14 protein-coding genes are annotated in these 16,874 nt (G+C 68.6%); 7 read left to right on the top strand and 7 right to left on the bottom strand.

Annotated features, from left to right (window positions below; translation table 11 throughout):
- Positions 1-118: 118 nt before the first annotated feature.
- On the top strand, positions 119-919 hold the full coding sequence (locus WBG06_RS14760; protein ID WP_336737592.1) for an IclR family transcriptional regulator: 801 nt from the start codon (positions 119-121) through the stop codon (positions 917-919).
- A 5-nt stretch (positions 920-924) separates the two neighbouring features.
- On the opposite strand, the gene WBG06_RS14755 is transcribed toward WBG06_RS14760, so the two are convergent.
- From WBG06_RS14755 to WBG06_RS14745, 3 genes are all read right to left on the bottom strand, one after another.
- Positions 925-2,106, bottom strand: a complete 1,182-nt coding sequence (locus WBG06_RS14755; protein WP_336737591.1) for a flavin reductase — start codon at positions 2,104-2,106, stop codon at positions 925-927.
- A 61-nt stretch (positions 2,107-2,167) separates the two neighbouring features.
- Positions 2,168-3,304, bottom strand: coding sequence for an acyl-CoA dehydrogenase family protein (locus WBG06_RS14750; RefSeq protein ID WP_336737590.1), 1,137 nt, complete (start codon positions 3,302-3,304; stop codon positions 2,168-2,170).
- 108 nt (positions 3,305-3,412) lie between these two features.
- Entirely contained in the window at positions 3,413-4,189 is a 777-nt protein-coding gene (locus tag WBG06_RS14745) for an IclR family transcriptional regulator (protein ID WP_336737589.1), read from the bottom strand.
- Positions 4,190-4,380: 191 nt separating this feature from the next.
- On the opposite strand from WBG06_RS14745, the gene WBG06_RS14740 reads away from it, so the two are divergent.
- Positions 4,381-6,111 (top strand): tannase/feruloyl esterase family alpha/beta hydrolase, encoded by a 1,731-nt coding sequence (locus WBG06_RS14740; RefSeq protein ID WP_336737588.1) that lies wholly within the window; start codon positions 4,381-4,383, stop codon positions 6,109-6,111.
- A gap of 59 nt (positions 6,112-6,170) precedes the next feature.
- Here WBG06_RS14740 and arc read toward each other — a convergent pair whose 3' ends face one another.
- From arc to WBG06_RS14725, 3 genes are all read right to left on the bottom strand, one after another.
- Complete coding sequence (arc, locus tag WBG06_RS14735) at positions 6,171-7,934, bottom strand: proteasome ATPase (RefSeq protein ID WP_336737587.1); 1,764 nt, start codon at positions 7,932-7,934, stop codon at positions 6,171-6,173.
- Positions 7,935-8,082: 148 nt separating this feature from the next.
- Complete coding sequence (locus WBG06_RS14730; protein ID WP_336737586.1) at positions 8,083-9,072, bottom strand: tRNA (adenine-N1)-methyltransferase; 990 nt, start codon at positions 9,070-9,072, stop codon at positions 8,083-8,085.
- Positions 9,073-9,128: 56 nt separating this feature from the next.
- The gene (locus WBG06_RS14725; RefSeq protein WP_336737585.1) at positions 9,129-10,298 is read right to left on the bottom strand and encodes a site-2 protease family protein; all 1,170 of its coding nucleotides are present in this window, start codon (positions 10,296-10,298) and stop codon (positions 9,129-9,131) included.
- Between the two features lie 172 nt (positions 10,299-10,470).
- On the opposite strand from WBG06_RS14725, the gene WBG06_RS14720 reads away from it, so the two are divergent.
- Positions 10,471-11,352: a RecB family exonuclease gene (locus tag WBG06_RS14720; protein WP_336737584.1), complete on the top strand. Its 882-nt coding sequence runs from the start codon at positions 10,471-10,473 to the stop codon at positions 11,350-11,352.
- Between the two features lie 89 nt (positions 11,353-11,441).
- Positions 11,442-13,706 carry an acyltransferase family protein gene (locus WBG06_RS14715; RefSeq protein ID WP_336737583.1) on the top strand — a complete coding sequence of 755 codons (2,265 nt, stop codon included), beginning with the start codon at positions 11,442-11,444 and terminating at the stop codon, positions 13,704-13,706.
- 3 nt (positions 13,707-13,709) lie between these two features.
- On the opposite strand, the gene ligD is transcribed toward WBG06_RS14715, so the two are convergent.
- A complete protein-coding gene (gene ligD / locus WBG06_RS14710) occupies positions 13,710-14,684 on the bottom strand; it encodes a non-homologous end-joining DNA ligase (protein WP_336737582.1) in 975 nt (324 codons plus the stop codon).
- Between the two features lie 69 nt (positions 14,685-14,753).
- Here ligD and WBG06_RS14705 point away from each other — a divergent pair, with 69 nt between their 5' ends.
- From WBG06_RS14705 to WBG06_RS14695, 3 genes are read left to right on the top strand one after another with little or no spacing between them, the layout of a single operon-like run.
- The gene (locus WBG06_RS14705; protein WP_336737581.1) at positions 14,754-15,497 is read left to right on the top strand and encodes an AAA family ATPase; all 744 of its coding nucleotides are present in this window, start codon (positions 14,754-14,756) and stop codon (positions 15,495-15,497) included.
- A 55-nt stretch (positions 15,498-15,552) separates the two neighbouring features.
- A complete protein-coding gene (locus WBG06_RS14700; protein ID WP_336737580.1) occupies positions 15,553-16,068 on the top strand; it encodes a SigE family RNA polymerase sigma factor in 516 nt (171 codons plus the stop codon).
- Entirely contained in the window at positions 16,065-16,874 is an 810-nt protein-coding gene (locus tag WBG06_RS14695; RefSeq protein ID WP_336737579.1) for a hypothetical protein, read from the top strand. Before WBG06_RS14700 ends, WBG06_RS14695 begins: the two co-directional genes overlap by 4 nt.

Genomic DNA, 16,874 nt, shown 5'->3' with positions numbered 1-16,874 from the left:
ACCGATCGTCTACACCGTCGTGCCGGTGCCATGGTGAGGTCCTCCGGGCGCCTCGCTCGGCGCCCGGCTCGGGAAGATCGACACCCGCAGCCAGACGATGCCAGCTACAGGAGGCACCATGTCCGAACTCGACGACACCAATGCTCCGCTCTCCCTGCTGGCGAAGGCGAACCTTCTGCTGAGCGCCTTCACCCATGAGACCACGACCATGGGGCTGACAGAGCTGAGCAGGCGTTCCGGCGTGCCGAAGGCGAGTGTGCACCGGCTGTGCACCGAGATGGTCGAGCTCGGCTACCTCGCCCGCACCCCGAAGGGCTATCAGCTCGGCTGGCGGATCTACGATCTCGGCAGACTGGTGCCCGGCCCCGCCCGGCTTCGCGAGATCGCGCGGCCCTCGCTGCAGGACCTGCGGATGGTCACCCGAGCGATCGTCCACCTCGCCGTGCCGCAGGGCAGCGAGTGCGTCTACCTCGAACGGATCGCCGGCCGGCGCGAGCTGGCGGTCGTGTCCGCGGTCGCCGACCGGGTCCCGAACTACAGCACGGCCTCCGGCCGGCTCTTTCTCGCCCACGCCGATGAACGGACCGTCGCCCAGGTGGAGCAGGAGGCGCTGGACTTCCTCTCTCTTCCGACACCGGCTCAGCTCCATCGCTTACTCGAGGAGATCCGGCTGCGGCGCTTCTCCGACGAGTCGACGATCGTGCGCGGTTTCAAGACGATCTCTGTGCCTGTCTTCTATCCCGGCACCGACCACGTCATCGCCTCGATCTCGGTCACCGTCGATGCCAACCGACGCGACGATCAGCAGCTTCGCCACGCCTTGTGGGCAACCGCGGCCGACATCTCGCGCGGCCTGGTGGCTCCCCGCCAACCCCGGGACCAGCGCGGCATGCCGGTCGTCGTGTTCCGGACCGCTTGATCGAGTCAGGGAAGCCGCGGGGCGTAGTCGTCGGGCGCCACGCCACCCGTCATCTCGGTGATGCGGGCGGCGTACGACACCGCGGTGGCGACGATGTGGCGGAATCGCTCGGGCTCGCACGGTGAGAATTCCCCGACGACCAGGTTGAACGCAATCCGGCCGTCGGCGCCGAAGATCGGCACCTGAATCGCGGCCGCATGCACCGCGGGGCGGGGGTCTGCGCAGAACTGCCGGTACGCCGCCGCCTGGGCCACCCACAGTTCACGCATAGCGCTGTGATCGGTCGTCGAGGACGAGACCAGGGAGTCGAACCTTCCGTTCATGGTGTGACCGAACGAGATGGCGTAGCCCTGCTGTCTGACGAGCGCGGTGAGCCGTTCGATCAGAGGCCGATCGACCGGGCCGAAGCGCTCGGCCTGACGTAGCCAGTGCTCGCGCAGCTCCGGCGCGCACCAGGTCCCGAACCCGGGGTCCAAGGGCGCGGCGAACGGGAAGCAGGTGCCGACGTACGACGACCTGATGTCGGCCGCGGTCAGGACCACCACCTCGTCGCGCACGACCGTGGACAGGGCGCACGCGACGCCGAGCTCTTCGGCAAGTTCCTGAACGGTGTCACCGACACTCGTCGCGACGCGGAGCCGACCGCCCAGGTCGTCGATGTCGAACTCCATCCGCGGCATCGTGAACGACCCGTAGCCGCCGTTGAGGAACAGCAGCGGCATACCACCGGAGCGCGCCCCCAGACCGAGGTCGTCGACTCGACCGAGCACCATCGCGTGATCGCCGGCCGGCAGGACATCCACGATGGTGCAGTCGAACCACGCCACGGCGTCCTCGAGCCGGGGCAGCCCGTGCTCGTCGTAGACCCACCCCTCGCCGTTGAACCGCTCGGCAGGGGCGGAGGAGAAGAACTCCCTGCACAGCTGTTCGTGACCGGCTCCCAGCACCGATGCACGGAATCGGCCGGCCTTCTCGATGCGGGCGTATGTCCACGAGCTCCGCATCGGCAGGAAGCCCACGAGCGGCGGGGCTTCGGAGACCGATGTGAAGGTGCCGACGATCATCCCGACAGGTGACCCCGTCTCATCCACCGAGGTGATGATGGTGATCCCGGTCGGATAGTGGCCCAGCACGCGCCGCCAGCGCGACTTGCTGTCGGTTCGGGCGTCTCCGGTTGAGCTCGTCATCGATTCTCCGGCGTGATCTCGACGGTCAGGTGCTTCTTCGTGGACGTGGCGGGCCGCGGGCTCACAGGAAGCCAGGGGTGGTCGGCGTGAGGCCGAGCAGGGCCGCGCCGGCGTCGTCGTACATGTGCTGGCTCAGGGAGGCATGCAGTTGCGGGACCTGGGCATCGAGACGAAACAGGTTGAACGGGTGGGAGTTGGCGATGATGGCCGCACCCGAGACCTTCGCGACGTCGTGGACCACCTGACTGGCGACGTCCGAAACGTTGACTGCGCTCAGCCGGATCCTGGCCTTCTGATCGTCGGTAGCGCTCGCCCCCGAGTTCACGGTCTCCCAGACCTCCTCCGCGACATCGAGGAAGTAGGCCCGGGCGGACTGCATCGCGACGTACGCCTTGGCGAACTCCGTGCGGTAGTACGCGCGCTCACCAACCGGTGGGGCGCCGGTGATCCCGCGGTAGGCGCCGTGGTGCCGGGCGTGGTCGAGTGCCCCCTGCGCGACGCCGAGCGCGATGGCGGCATGGCACTGCGCCTGGTAGCCGATGAGCGGGTAGCGGAAGAGCGGCTCGTCGATCAGCGGGGCGCCGCCACGCACGAAGGTCCACTCCTCCGGCACGTCGACATCGTCGACGGCGGTGTCGAACGAGCCCGAGGCACGCATTCCCGAGACGTCCCAGTTGCGGATGATCCGGATCTGCTCCTTGGGGACGATCGCGGCCCGGGGTTTACCGCCCGCGGAGTCATCGAGCAGACCGACGCTGATGTAGTCGGCCGCCATGCAGCCGGACGCGAACTTCCAGTGGCCGGAGAAGCGATAGCCGCGCTCGGTCCGCCGCGCAGGTGCCATCGGATACAGCCCTCCGGCATGGACGAGATCGGGGCCGTCGGCGTACACCTTCGCCTGGGTCTCGAGCGGCAAGGCACCCAAATAGGTGTTGCTCGACGCAAATCCGACCACCCATGCGGTCGATCCGTCGACCCGGCCGATCCTCTCGACCATCTGCAGGAACTCGCGCGGCGGGATCGGCTCGCCACCGAACTGCATCGGCGTCGCGTGCCGGTAGATCCCGAGGGGAAAGAGCTTCTCGATGAAGTCACGGGGCACGAAGCTCTGTTCGTGGAACTCCGCCCGACGCTCAGCGAGCTCGGTCAGGACCTCGTCCCACACCGCTTCGCGATCGCGCTCCTCGATCCGGTCCATTCCACTCCCCGTCCTGTTCGTGCCCACGACGCCAGATGGTCGGCCACGATCTGGCGCACGAGCGACGACCTGGACCGCTCACCGGACTACGGGCTGCTCATCGGGCGATCAGTTCAGGAGCGTGGACCGGGAGAGCCGGCTGGACGTCGCGATGAGCGCTTGGGCCAGCTTCGGCACGTCTGCCCGGAAGGTCGGAGCCGCGATCCCCAGGGCGCCGAGAAGGATGCCGCCGGAGCTGTGGATCGGAACCGAGACCGAGCAGTAGCCTTGGACGACCTCCTCCTGCTCGAGCGCGTAGCCGTTGGCCCGGACCTTCTTCAACTGCTCGAGCAGGAGGCCGGGGGCCACGGTGCTCGACGGGGTGAGCCGGGTCAGCTCGCCGCTGAGGATGTCCTCCACCACGGAGGCGGGTGCGTAAGCCAGCAGCACCTTGCCGGACGACGTGCAGTGAAGCGGCATCCGTCCGGCGATCCGCGACGGCTTCGCCGCCTCGGGACCGCTCGCGATCTTCTCCAGGTAGAGCACCTCGCGACCGTCGCGGACGGCAAGGTGGACGGCTTCTTTCGAAGCGAAGTGGAGGCTCTCCATGAACGGCCGCGCGGCGTCGCGCAGGATGCGGAAACGCGGTACACGGGAGCCGAGCTCGAAGGCCCGCATGCCCAGCCGGTACTCCTGCCCTGACCTCTCGAGCATCCCCCATTCGAGCAGTTCTTGGGCGAGCCGGTGCACCGAGGCCTTGGAGACGCCGGTGCGGCGGGAGAGCTCAGATAGGGAGAGGTCCATGTCGTCCATCTCGAAGGCTTCGAGGATGAGCCTCGCTTTGCCCAGGACGCTGTTGGCGCCTCGGCCGAGTCCTTCGCCGTACGAACGGGCTTGGCTCGCCATGGTCGGCCGACCTCCCCGTCGTGGAAGGCGCGCTCCCGATCGCGAGCGCCGTTCTGATGTGGACCCCGGCCACTCTACCCAGCGCGTCGGTTCGGTGAGCGGACCCGCCCGCCGTCCGGGCACCGCCACCTCCCCGATCATTCGCGAAAGTCCAGTTCCACATCGTGTCGGGAGACCAGATGTCACCAACCATGCGAGGTACCTCCAGGCGGCGCACCATCGCCGCGGCCATCCATGTCCTCGTGCTCGTGGCGGCGCTCGTCGCCGCCGGTGCTGCTCAAGCTTCGCCACGTTCGATGCCCGCCCGCACCGCCGCCGCGACGCTCCCGGCGATCAGCTGCGCAGACGTCACCAGGCTCGACGTCACCGGTGTTCCTGACGCACCGGCGAGCTTGATCTCGGCGACCGTCGTCGCTGCCGCAGACAACTCTCTCGGCAGGTGGGAGGCCTGCCGGGTGAAGGGGCTCATCGCCCCGCAGATCCAGTTCGAGCTGATGCTGCCGACGAAGACCTGGGCCGGGCGATATCTGCAGACCGGATGCGGTGGATTCTGCGGCAACGTCAGGTTCGACACCTCAGCGACCTACGGCTGCGCGCCTCTCACCGACGGGACGTTTGCGGTGGCTGCCGACAACGAGGGGCACTACGGAGCGAGCTCCACCGACGGGCTCTTCGGCGCGGACCCGCAGCTGCGGGTCGACTTCGGCTACCGCTCCCAGCACCTGACGTCCCTGGTCGCCAAGGAGATCGTCAAGCGGTTCTACGGGCGGTCCGCGTCGTGGTCATACTTCGCAGGCTGCTCCGAGGGTGGAGACCAGGCCCTGACGGAGGCCCAGCGCTACCCCGAGGACTTCGACGGCATCGTCGCGGGCGCTCCCGCTTCGAACATGACGGCACTGGCGGTCTTCGACCAGGGGTGGAATGCCAAAGCCATTCTGGACCGAGCCGGCAACCCGACCCTCACCGTCGACGACCTCAAGGGCCTGCATGCGGCCGTGATCGACGCCTGCGACACCTTGGACGGCACCGAGGACGGGTTGATCAGCGATTCACAAAGCTGCTCCTTCGACCCGAAGAGCATCGCATGCCCGGCAGCCGGTGAAGTATCGACGGCTTTCTGCCTCACGCCGATCCAGGTCGAGACGGTCCGGAAGATCTACGGTGGAGCGCGGGACGAGAAGAACCGGCTGATGTATCCGGGCGCCCAGCCCCGCGGTTCAGAGCTCGACTGGGCGGGGTGGCTCATTCCACGCAGCCGGGGAACGCTGTCCAACCAGGCGGGCTTCGCCGTGAACACGGTGCGCTGGCTCGCCTACCCGGGACCGCGGCCCTCCCTGACGCTTGACGACATCCAGTTCACCGAGAAGAGCTTCCGGGAGATCACGGGTCGAGTCTCGGGGATCTACGACTCCACCAACCCGGACCTGAGCGCATTCCGGCGGCATGGCGGAAAGCTGATCATGTGGCACGGTGAAGCCGATCCAGCGGTACCGCCGGCCGGCACCATCGCGTACTACCAGGCGGTCACCGAGCGGATGGGCGGACTGGCCCATACCCAAGAGTTCGCCCGGCTCTTCATGCTTCCGGGGGTCGCCCACTGCAACGGTGGACAGGGACTCGACAAGTTCGACGCGCTCACCGCGGTGGTCGACTGGGTCGAGAACGACAAGGCACCGGAGAGCCTGATGACCAGCAAGGTGGACACCTCAGGGACGGTCACCGCGACCCGGCCGGCCTACCCCTGGCCGCTGATGGCCGTGAACACCACGGGCGGACCCGTCGATCAGGCGTCGAGCTACACGGCACAGCCACGCGGGTCAGCAGACCAGACCACCAGTTGGCTGGGAAGCTTCCGCTCCGGCTACGAGCAGACCTGCGAGTGGGTAGACGGCAGGTGGATCTGCCGCAAGAGCAAGCCCTGACTCCATCAGTCCGCCCGTGACCAGAGAACTGGTCACGGGCGGATGATCGGATGTTCTGTCTACAGGTACTGACCTGTGTTGGAAACCTGCTCGATCGAACGGCCCGGCTCGGTGCCCTGCTTGCCGGTGATGAGCGTGCGGATGAAGACGATTCGCTCGCCCTTCTTGCCGGAGATGCGGGCCCAGTCGTCGGGGTTGGTGGTGTTGGGGAGGTCCTCGTTCTCCTTGAACTCGTCCACGCAGGCCTGGAGCAGGTGCTGCACCCGCAGGCCCTTCTGGGCGGAGTCCTCGCCGGAGTCCAGGAACGACTTGATGGCCATCTTCTTCGCCCGGTCGACGATGTTCTGGATCATCGCGCCGGAGTTGAAGTCCTTGAAGTAGAGGATCTCCTTGTCACCGTTGGCGTAGGTGACCTCCAGGAAGCGGTTCTCCTCGGACTCGGTGTACATCCGCTCCACGGTGGTGCGGATGAGCTCATCGACGGTGGCCTGCTTGTCGCCGTTGAACTCGGCCACGTCGGTCGGGTGCAGCGGGAGGTCGGGGACGAGGTACTTCGAGAAGATGTCGCGAGCACCCTCGGCGTCGGGACGCTCGATCTTGATCTTCACGTCGAGCCGGCCCGGGCGGAGGATCGCCGGGTCGATCATGTCCTCGCGGTTGGAGGCGCCGATGACCAGCACGTTCTCCAGCGCCTCGACGCCGTCGATCTCGGAGAGGAGCTGCGGGACGATGGTGTTCTCCACGTCGGAGGAGACACCGGTGCCACGCGTGCGGAACAGCGAGTCCATCTCGTCGAAGAAGACGATCACCGGGGTGCCGGCCGCGGCCTTCTCACGAGCACGCTGGAAGACCAGGCGGATGTGGCGCTCGGTCTCACCGACGTACTTGTTGAGGAGCTCGGGGCCCTTGATGTTGAGGAAGTAGGACTTGCCGTCCGCTCCCGTCTTGGCAGCGACCTTCTTCGCCAGGGAGTTGGCGACCGCCTTCGCGATCAGAGTCTTGCCACAGCCCGGAGGACCGTAGAGCAGCACGCCCTTGGGCGGCTTGAGCTGGTGCTCGATGAAGAGGTCCGGGTAGAGGTAAGGAAGCTCGACCGCGTCCTGGATCTGCTCGATCTGGCCACCGAGGCCACCGATCGACTCGTAGGAGATGTCGGGCACCTCCTCCAGGACGAGCTCCTCGACCTCGGACTTCGGCACCTTCTCGTAGACATATCCCGAGCGGGGTTCGAGGAGAAGCGAGTCGCCGGCGCGGATGGCGTCGTGCAGGAGCGGTTCGGCCAGACGTACGACCCGTTCCTCGTCGGCGTTGGCGATCACCAGGGCGCGCTCGCCGTCGGCGAGCAGCTCCTTGAACATCACCACCTCGCCGACCTTCTCGAACTCCATCGCGGCCACGACGTTGAGCGCCTCGTTGAGCATGACCTCCTGGCCATAGCGCAGGTCGTCGAGGTCGACGTTGGGCGACGCGGTCACCCGGAGCTTGCGCCCGCCGGTGAAGACGTCGATCGAGTCGTCCTCGTTGCGCTCGATGAAGGTGCCGAAGCCTGCTGGCGGCTGCGCCAGCCGGTCGACCTCCTCCTTGAGCTTGATGATCTGGTCTCGGGCATCCCGAAGCGTCACGGTGAGTCGCTCGTTCTGCGACGTCACGGCGGCCAGGGAGCGCTGCGCGTCTGCGAGCCGCGCCTCCAGGCCACGCGAAGATCCGGGCATCTCGGTCAGTCTGTGCCGCAGGTCGGTCACCTCAGCTTCGAGGAAACGGACATGACTCTCGAGCTCCTCGGGGCTGCGCCCCTCGGAATGGAATCCATCGGATGTCGACATCAGCACACCTCCTCTACTCCCTCGACCCTACAAGGCAGAGGGGTAGGAGAGGAGAAGGATTTACCGGTGTTGGACACTATTCGTCGACATCGGTCGGGTTCGTGTCGACCCGTGGCACACACGAACCGTGGAGGGTCGCAGTGCGGCCTCAGTCCACGTCTGCACCGTCACCAGGGAGAACGTCGGCAACCGGCTCGGGAGCCGGCATGTCGGCCGGCCGCGGACCGGTGTAGTCGACTCCGTACGCCCCGGGAGCAGGTCGCCGGGTCTTGCGCGGTGCGCGCTCGCCCGGGGCCAGCTTCCTCGCCGTCACCAGGAAGGCGGTGTGGCCGATCATCTTGTGGCCCGGACGGACCGCGAGGCCCTCGACGTGCCAGTCGCGCACCAGCGACTCCCACGCCTGCGGCTCGGTGAACCCACCGTGGGCGCGGACCGTCTCGACGAAGCGGGACAGCTGGGTGGTGGTCGCGACGTAGGCGCAGACCATGCCGCCGGGGTAGAGCGCGTCGGCGGCCGCGTCGACGCACTCCCACGGAGCGAGCATGTCGAGGATCAGCCGGTCGCAGCGGATCTGCCGGCGCGGGAGCTCTTCTTGGAGGTCGCCGAGGTTGAGCGACCAGTTGGGGTGGGACTCCCCCGCCGGGGTGCCGAAGAACTGGTCGACGTTCTTCCGGGCGACCTCGGCGAACTCCTCGCGGCGCTCGAAGGAGGTCACCGTGCCGTAGGGACCGACCGCCCGCAGCAGGGAGCAGGTCAGAGCGCCGGAGCCGACGCCTGCCTCCACCACGGAGGCACCGGGGAAGATGTCGGCCATGGCGACGATCTGGGCGGCGTCCTTGGGGTAGACTACGGCAGCGCCACGCGGCATGGAGACGACGAACTCGCTCAACAGCGGGCGGAAGACCAGGTATTCGCCGCCGGTGGAGGCGGTGACCGTGAAGCCCTCCTCGCGACCGATCAGCTCGTCGTGGTCGATGTGGCCCTTGTTGGAGAAGAAGCGCTTGCCGGCGACGAGCTCGAAGTTGTGACGGCGACCCTTGGTGTCGGTCAGCCGCACCCACTCGCCCTCACGGAGCGGCCCGCGGTGCACGCCCGCTCGGGCCTCGGCCGGGATGTCTGGAATATCAGCGCTTGACACCCGGCGAGGTTACCCGTTTCCCTGGGCAACCCGGCAAACCGCGACGCCGGTCCGGGTCAGGCTCCGGCGCGGAAGGCGGCGTCGACGTCGGAGGTCACCAGGACGCCGTAGATCGAGCCGTCCTGTTCGACGAGCAGGTACTCGGGCGCAGGCGTCTTCGAGATCGCCTGGATCAGCTCCTCGCCGTCGATGTCGGCCGGAAGGGTCAGGCCCTCCTCGAGCCGGCGGGTGACCGTCGAGGTGGCCATCCACGGGCGCCGGTCCTCCGGGGTCGCCAGCAGCGCACCCTCGTGGACCAGGCCGATCGGCTCGCCGCCGCTGGTCACGGTGACGATGCTGCCGGCCTCGGCCTCGTGGGCGCGGCGTACGGCCTCGGCGAGGGGAAGATCGGCGGGCACCGCGAGGGTGCGCCGGGCGAGATCGCGGGCGACGAGGAGCGGTAGCCGGAGGCGTACCTTGGCCGAGGCGATCGCCGCGGAGGCGCCGCTCCAGAGGAAGACGCCGATGATCACCGCGAGTACGTAGCGGGTGAGGTCGGGCTGGATGCCGATGAGCTGGCCCTGGATGAACGGCCACAGCAGCACGATGATCGCGAGCACCCGACCGGCCCAGCCGGCGACGATGCTGCCGCGGTTGATGTTGCCGGTCACGCTCCAGACCCCGGCCTTGAGCAGGCGGCCCCCGTCGAGCGGCAGGCCGGGGACGAGGTTGAGCACGCCGACGAAGAGGTTGGTGACCCACAGGCCGGTGACGATCAGCCCGATGAGCCCGTCGGGAACGAGGTAGGAGACGCCGAAGCCGACCGCGGCGACGGCCAGCGAGACCAGCGGCCCCACCACGGCGATCCAGAACTCGTCGCGGGGGCGTCTCGCCTCCTTCTCCACGGCGGTCGCGCCGCCGAGGAAGTGGAGCATGATCACGCCCACGGGGTAGCCCAGCCGCTTGGCGACGATCGCATGGGCCGCCTCGTGCAGCAGCACCGCGCCGTAGAGGACGATCGCGAAGACGAAGCCGGCGACGTACGTCAACCAGCCCAGGCCCGGTTCCACGGCATCGATCTGTGGCGCCATCAGCCAGGCGATCAGCGCCGCGATGAGGAACCAGGAGGGTGTCACCAAGACGGCGCTGCCCGCGATCGAGCCGACCTTGATCGTGCCCGGGACGCGAGCGGAGGGCGCCTCTTCGACCGGCTTGTCGCCGCCGGGGCGTGGGTCAGGGTCTGCCACGGTCCGAGCGTACTTGAGCGGCGGTTGGGTACGACGGCCACCCGGGCCCCGGCGACGACTTCTTCTGTACGTACCCGGTCTCGACCCGCTCGACCTCCTCCCGTTGCGTCGCCGCTCGTTCCTCGCGGCGTCGCAGGGTCGGATGTCGGTGCTTGCGCATAGTGTCGCTCCCATGAGCACCTCACCAGCCGACGCGCAGTCGACCCCGGTCGACGGTGTCAACGTGCTGGGATCGCTCTCGCCGAGCCGTGCCAGCGACTTCACCTCGTGCCCGCTGCTCTACCGGTTCCGCACTCTCGACCAGCTCCCCGAGCCGCCGTCGGAGGCGGCCGCGCGCGGGACTGTGGTGCACAAGGTGCTCGAGGATCTCTTCGACCTGCCCGCGCCGGAGCGCACGCCCCGGCAGGCGAGGTCGATGGTGGAGCAGGCATGGGAGGACGTGCGCCGCCTCGACCCGGCCCTGGCCACCCTGTTCACCGGGGCCGCCGGCGACGCGGAGGCCGACTGGCTGGAGTCCTGCCGCCAGGTGCTGCGGCGCTACTTCGACCTCGAGGACCCGCGCCGTCTCGAGCCCGCCGAGCGCGAGCACTACGTGGAGGCGCTGCTCGACTCCAAGCTGCTGCTGCGGGGTTTCATCGACCGCGTCGACGTCGCCGCCGACGGCCGGATCCGCGTGGTCGACTACAAGACCTCGAGGATCCCGAGCGAGGCCTACGAGGCGAAGGCGCTGTTCCAGCTCAGGTTCTATGCCCTGGTGATCTGGCGCACCCGCGGCGTCGTGCCGGCGATGCTGCAGCTGATCTACCTCGGCTCGGGCGACATCCTGCGCTACGTGCCCGACGAGGCCGACCTGCTCGCGACCGAGCGCAAGGCCGAGGCGATCTGGCGGGCGATCCGCACCGCCCAGGAGACCGGCGACTGGCAGCCGAGCCCGGGCAAGCTGTGCGGCTGGTGTGCCCACAAGTCGCTCTGCCCCGCGTTCGGCGGCACTCCTCCCCCGCTCCCCGAGACGACTCGTCTTGTCACCGCGGGAGACGACCTGGATCTCGACTGAGCCGCTGCCGTCGGGCATGTCTACCCGGATCGGCCGGTTACGAGAGTTATCGTCGCGACGAATGTGACGGATGCGATTGGCTGAGGGAGGTGCAGCTGCTCGTGGTCATCTCCACCGGCCCGACCACCGGCTCCCCGACCGCATCGACGACCGTATCGACCCGCTCTCGGCATCGTCCCGACATCCAGGGCCTCCGCGCGATCGCGGTGCTCGCGGTCGTCGCGCTGCACGTCGGGTTCGGATCGCTGACCGGCGGATTCGTCGGCGTCGACGTCTTCTTCGCGATCTCCGGCTTCCTGATCACCCAGCAGTTGATGCGGCAGGTACGCACCGAGGGCCGGGTCAGCCTGCTCGGCTTCTACGCGCGCCGGGCCCGCCGGATCCTGCCTGCTGCGACCTTGGTGCTGCTGGCCACGGTCGTCTACGCCGCGCTCTTCCTCGGCTTCGTACGCACCCGGGAGATCGCCCTCGACGCGCTCTGGTCGGCCGCGTTCGCCGCCAACTTCCGGTTCGCGTCCCTGGAGACCGACTACTTCTCCGCCGCGCTGCCGCCGTCCCCGCTGCAGCACTTCTGGTCGCTCGCGGTCGAGGAGCAGTTCTACCTGGTCTGGCCGCTGGTGATCCTGGGGTGCCTGTGGGTGCTGCGGCGGCGCAGCCGGAACGCGACGGCCGAAGGTTCGGACACGACCGACCATCGCGGGCGGCGTCGGGTGCTGGTGATCGCGCTCGGCATCGGCATCGTGGCCTCGCTGCTCGCCTCGGCCGTGCTGACGCGGACCAGCCCGGAGGCGGCGTACTTCTCGCCGTTCACCCGCGCCTGGGAGCTCGGCCTGGGCGCGATCGCGGCGATCGCGTTCCGGGACGACGGGCCGCAGGACGCCACCGCACGCTGGCGGGCACAGGTGCTCTCCGCGTTCGGGATGTTCTTCATCATCTGTGCCTGCCTGCAGTTCAACGACGCCACCCCGTTCCCGGGCACGCCGGCGCTCGTGCCGGTGCTCGGCAGCGTCTTCATCATCGTGGCCGGCACCCTGTGGCACGGCCCGACCGTGGTCGGCCGGCTGCTGTCGGTGCGGCCGCTGCAGGTGATCGGCAACTGGTCCTACTCGCTCTACCTGTGGCACTTCCCGGTGCTGGTCCTCGCCGAGCTACAGCTCGGCCGCGAGCTGCGCTGGTGGGAGCAGGTGCTCCTCGTGGCCCTGGCGTTCGTCCTGGCTGGGCTCTCCTACCGCTTCGTCGAGGAGCCGTTCCGACGCGGGATCCTGTGGCGGCGACCGGCGCTCGGACGCGCCGGCACGCTCGGCCCGGTCGCGCTCTACCCGCTGAGCCTCACGCTGGTCGCGGTGACCTGCTTCGCAGCCAACAGCTACGCCACCGGCACCGCTCGCGATGGCTACCAGCCCGCCATCACCCTGGCCGAGGCCGACCCGTCCGGCTCTTCCGAGCCGAAGCAGCCCGAACGGCCCGCGTCGAGCGCGGCGCCGCCCGCCGCCAAGGTGCCGCCCGACCCGCTGCCCGATCTGCTGAAGGCCTCGGTGCTCGCGGCGCGCAAGAACCAAGCGATCCCGACCAACCTCAAGCCCGGCCTCACCAACCTCTCCGACGACGTGGAGGCGGTCGGTGAGTGCAACTACTACTCGACCAACGTACGCACGCTGTGCCCCCGCGGCGACACGGACGCCGAGAAGACGATCGTCATCATCGGCGACTCGCACGCCCGCCACTGGACACCGGCGGTCGAGGAGATCGCCGAGCGCTCGGGCTACCGCGCCTACATCCTGGCCATGCCGCAGTGCACGGTGTCGCTGGTGACGCCCGACAAGCTCGACAGCACGGAGCCGATGACCTCGTGCGACGACTTCCACGACTTCATGCTCTCCTCGGTCAAGAAGCTCAAGCCTGATCTGCTGCTGATCTCGTCGCGCCCGATCAGTGCCGCCTACCACGACTCGTCGGGACGGCACACCGACCGCGAGGACGTCCGCCGCGCCGTCTACCGCGGCTACCAGCGTCTGCTCGCCCACGTGAAGCCCGCGGCGAAGCGCACCGTGTGGCTGCGCGACGTACCTGCCCTCGAGTTCGACCCGGCCACCTGCCTGAGCAGCAACAAGACGCTCTCGCCGTGCACCTACAAGCCCCTCGCGAGCCAGCAGGACGGCGCCGACCTGCAGATGCAGGCGGCCAAGTCGGCGCGCGTGGAGACCCTTGACCTCGACGACCTGTTCTGTGACAGCGTCGGCATCTGCACCACCGTCGTCGGCGACACCATCACCCACCGCGACGGCCATCACCTCACCGCGACCTACTCCAAGGAGCTCGCCCGCACGCTGGGCGAACGGCTCAAGATCTGGTGACGGTCACTCGTCGTCGGGAGGCGTCTCCGCGCCGTCGCGCTCGTCGCGGTCGGCCCACTCCAGCAGCGGCTCGATCGAGAACGGATGGTCGTCGATGTCGGCGTGCAGGTCCCCGATCTCCGCGAACCGCGCCGGCACCGTACGCATCGTGAAGTCGCGCGGGTCGACGTCCTTGGTCTCCTCCCAGGTGATCGGGGTGGAGACCCGGCCGTCGGCGACGCCACGGATCGAGTAGGCGCACGCGATCGTGTGGTCGCGGGTGTTCTGGTTGTAGTCGATGAACAGCTGCGCAGGGTCCCGGTCCTTGCGCCACCAGGCCGTGGTGACCAGCTTCGGCACCCGGCGCTCGACCTCGCGAGCGAAGGCGTGCGCTGCGCGGCGTACGTCCTGGAAGCCGTGCTCCGCGGGGATCCGCACGTAGACGTGGATCCCGGAGCCGCCGCTGGTCTTGGGGTAGCCGACCGCGCCGAGCTCGTCGAGGACCTCGCGGACGACGCCGGCGACGGTCTGCACCGTCGAGAACGGGCACTCGGGGCCCGGATCGAGGTCGATGCGCCACTCGTCGGGCTTCTCGGTGTCCTCACGGCGGCTGTTCCACGGGTGGAACTCGACGGTCGACATCTGGACCGCCCAGATCACCGCGCCCAGCTCGGTCACGCAGAGCTCGTCGGCGGTCCGCCCCCAGCGCGGGAAGTAGAGGCGTACGGTCTCCACCCAGTCGGGCGCTCCCTGCGGCAGACGCTTCTGGTGCACCTTCGGTCCGGAGAGTCCCTTGGGGAACCGGTGCAGCATGCACGGGCGCTCCCACAGCGCGTTGACGATCCCCGGTCCGACGGCGAGGTAGTACTGCGCCACGTCGAGCTTCGTCGCACCGGCTCTGCCGTTTTCTTGGGGTGGGAAGTAGACCCGGTCCGGGTTGGAGATCCTCACGACACGGTTGTCCACCTCGATCTCCACCGACGGCGATGACTTGGCCATGGTCGCCAGCGTAGGCCACGGATCCCGGGATGACTCGGCGTTCAGCCTGCCCCTCTTTATATTCGGGGCATGGACTTCGACCAGCCTCCCGTCGTACGCGTCGAGGCAGGCCCCGAACGGGAGCAGCTGGTGCCGGGCGAGTGGCCGATGACGATCCCGGCCGTCGCCCAGGTCATCGAGCAGGGGCTGGAACTCTCCGACGGCGTGACGTTCCTGGTCGGCGAGAACGGCTCGGGGAAGTCGACGATCGTCGAGGCGGTCGCGATGGCGTACGGGCTCAATCCCGAGGGCGGCTCGCGCAACTCCCGACACTCCACGCGGGCGTCGGAGTCGCTGCTGGGCAGCGTTCTGCACCTGCAACGTGGCCTGGGCTCCGCGCGCTGGGGGTTCTTCCTCCGCGCGGAGACGATGCACGGCTGGTACACCTACATGGAGGAGAACTCGAGAGACCTCCCCACGCCACCGCGAGACGAGCCCAGGTTCCACGAGCTGAGCCACGGCGAGTCGTTTCTCGCAGTCCTGCGCCAGCGCTTCGACTCCCCTGGCTTCTACTGTCTCGACGAGCCCGAGGCGGCGCTGTCGTTCATGTCCACGATGGGGCTGATCGCCACCCTCGACGAGGTGGTGCGCGACGGGGGGCAGGTGCTCTGCGCCACCCACTCGCCCGTGCTCGCCGCGATGCCCGGTGCCACCATCCTCGAGGTCGGCGACTGGGGGCTGCGCGAGACGACCTGGGAGGACCTCGAGCTCGTACGCCACTGGCGCAGCTACCTCGACGACCCGCGCCGCTACCTGCGCCATATCCTCGACTGATCATCGTCGACGGACCGGGTGTCACGCGACCCACGGGCCGAGGCGTCGAGAGGGTGTGAGTACATCGACCGCGAAGGCTCCGACCGAGGAGTTCGCCGACTTCGTCCATGCGACGGCGGGGGCGCTCTACCGCACCGCGCTGCTGCTGACGGGCGATCATCACCTTGCTGAGGACCTGACCCAGACCACGTACGCCCGGGTCTTCGCCTCCTGGCGCAAGGTCAGCAGGGCGGACAACCCGGCGGCCTACGCACGACGTGTGCTCCTCAACGGATTCATCTCCCACCGACGGCTGCGGCGCAACGCCGAGACGCCGACCCAGACGCTGCCGGATGCGCCGGGCAGCGATGCCGACCCCAGCGCCCGGATCGACCTGCTTGCCGCTCTGCAGCGGCTGTCGCCGACCGACCGGGCTGTGCTCGTCGCGCGCTACTGGGAGGACCGATCCGTGTCCCAGACAGCTGCCGATCTCGGCCTGACCGAGACGGCGGTCCGCACCCGCTCGAAGCGTGCCCTGGAACGGCTGCGCCCGCTGGTTGCGGACATCTTCCCGGAGAGGACCATGCGATGAACGACCCAGAGACCAGCCTTCGTACGGCGCTGCACGAGCGTGTCGGCGACCAGCATCCCGACTACGCCAAGCTCTCAGCCGGTGCGATCCGTGGCGGCACACGCATCCGGCGCCGCCGGCGCGTCTTCGTGACCGCCGGTGCCGCCGCGGCGGTCGGTGCGATCGCCACCGGTGGACTCGGACTCTCCCAGCTGCTGTCCACGACCGCCGTGGACGAGGCCCCGCTCGCCGCAGCCAGTGCCCCGACCGCTTCGCCCTCAGCCTCGGCCGGGGCGCTCGTCGCAGGACAGACGGTGAACCTCGGGAGCGGTCTCACCGGACTCGTGGTCACCAACGCCGAGGCCGGCACGATGGAGATCACGATCCAAAGCGCCTCCATGATCACCGGCCCTGGGACCGGGTTCACGATGATCGTGTCCGGTCCGGAGCAGGCTGTGCAGGACTACTGGGCGGCCGGGTTCCCGATCGGTCAGGACTACCCCGGGCTCCGGTTCGCCACCGAAGGCCTTCCTCGAGGACTCGTGGAATCCGTGCCGGTCGAGGTGCCAGACGGATGGACCTGCGAGTGGTCCCTCATCGACGACCACGCGTCCTGCACGTCCCGGGACGGTGGAGTCGCCGCTCTCAACATCCGCCCCGCAGCGGACTACGAGACGTGGAGCACGAGCCCGGACAAGGGGGGCCCGGGCTCCGGCGCCTACGTCACCGACCTCCACGGCGACATCTTCATCTCGGTGCAGAGCGGACGGGGCACGACCGACGCCGAGCTGGAGAAGCTCGCCACGTCGCTCGCCTGGGTCGACTGA

It is taken from the genome of Nocardioides sp. CCNWLW239 (genome assembly GCF_037137035.1).
Lineage (GTDB): Bacteria > Actinomycetota > Actinomycetes > Propionibacteriales > Nocardioidaceae > Nocardioides.
This window is presented reverse-complemented; position numbering and strand designations above follow the sequence as displayed.

What these genes read in the sequence shown, in the direction of transcription:
- WBG06_RS14760 (WP_336737592.1), top strand. Translation starts at nt 119, where the DNA reads ATGTCCGAACTCGACGACACCAATGCTCCGCTCTCCCTGCTGGCGAAG.
- WBG06_RS14755 (WP_336737591.1), bottom strand. Translation starts at nt 2,106, where the DNA reads ATGACGAGCTCAACCGGAGACGCCCGAACCGACAGCAAGTCGCGCTGG.
- WBG06_RS14750 (WP_336737590.1), bottom strand. Translation starts at nt 3,304, where the DNA reads ATGGACCGGATCGAGGAGCGCGATCGCGAAGCGGTGTGGGACGAGGTC.
- WBG06_RS14745 (WP_336737589.1), bottom strand. Translation starts at nt 4,189, where the DNA reads ATGGCGAGCCAAGCCCGTTCGTACGGCGAAGGACTCGGCCGAGGCGCC.
- WBG06_RS14740 (WP_336737588.1), top strand. Translation starts at nt 4,381, where the DNA reads ATGCGAGGTACCTCCAGGCGGCGCACCATCGCCGCGGCCATCCATGTC.
- arc (WP_336737587.1), bottom strand. Translation starts at nt 7,934, where the DNA reads ATGTCGACATCCGATGGATTCCATTCCGAGGGGCGCAGCCCCGAGGAG.
- WBG06_RS14720 (WP_336737584.1), top strand. Translation starts at nt 10,471, where the DNA reads ATGAGCACCTCACCAGCCGACGCGCAGTCGACCCCGGTCGACGGTGTC.
- ligD (WP_336737582.1), bottom strand. Translation starts at nt 14,684, where the DNA reads ATGGCCAAGTCATCGCCGTCGGTGGAGATCGAGGTGGACAACCGTGTC.
- WBG06_RS14705 (WP_336737581.1), top strand. Translation starts at nt 14,754, where the DNA reads ATGGACTTCGACCAGCCTCCCGTCGTACGCGTCGAGGCAGGCCCCGAA.
- WBG06_RS14695 (WP_336737579.1), top strand. Translation starts at nt 16,065, where the DNA reads ATGAACGACCCAGAGACCAGCCTTCGTACGGCGCTGCACGAGCGTGTC.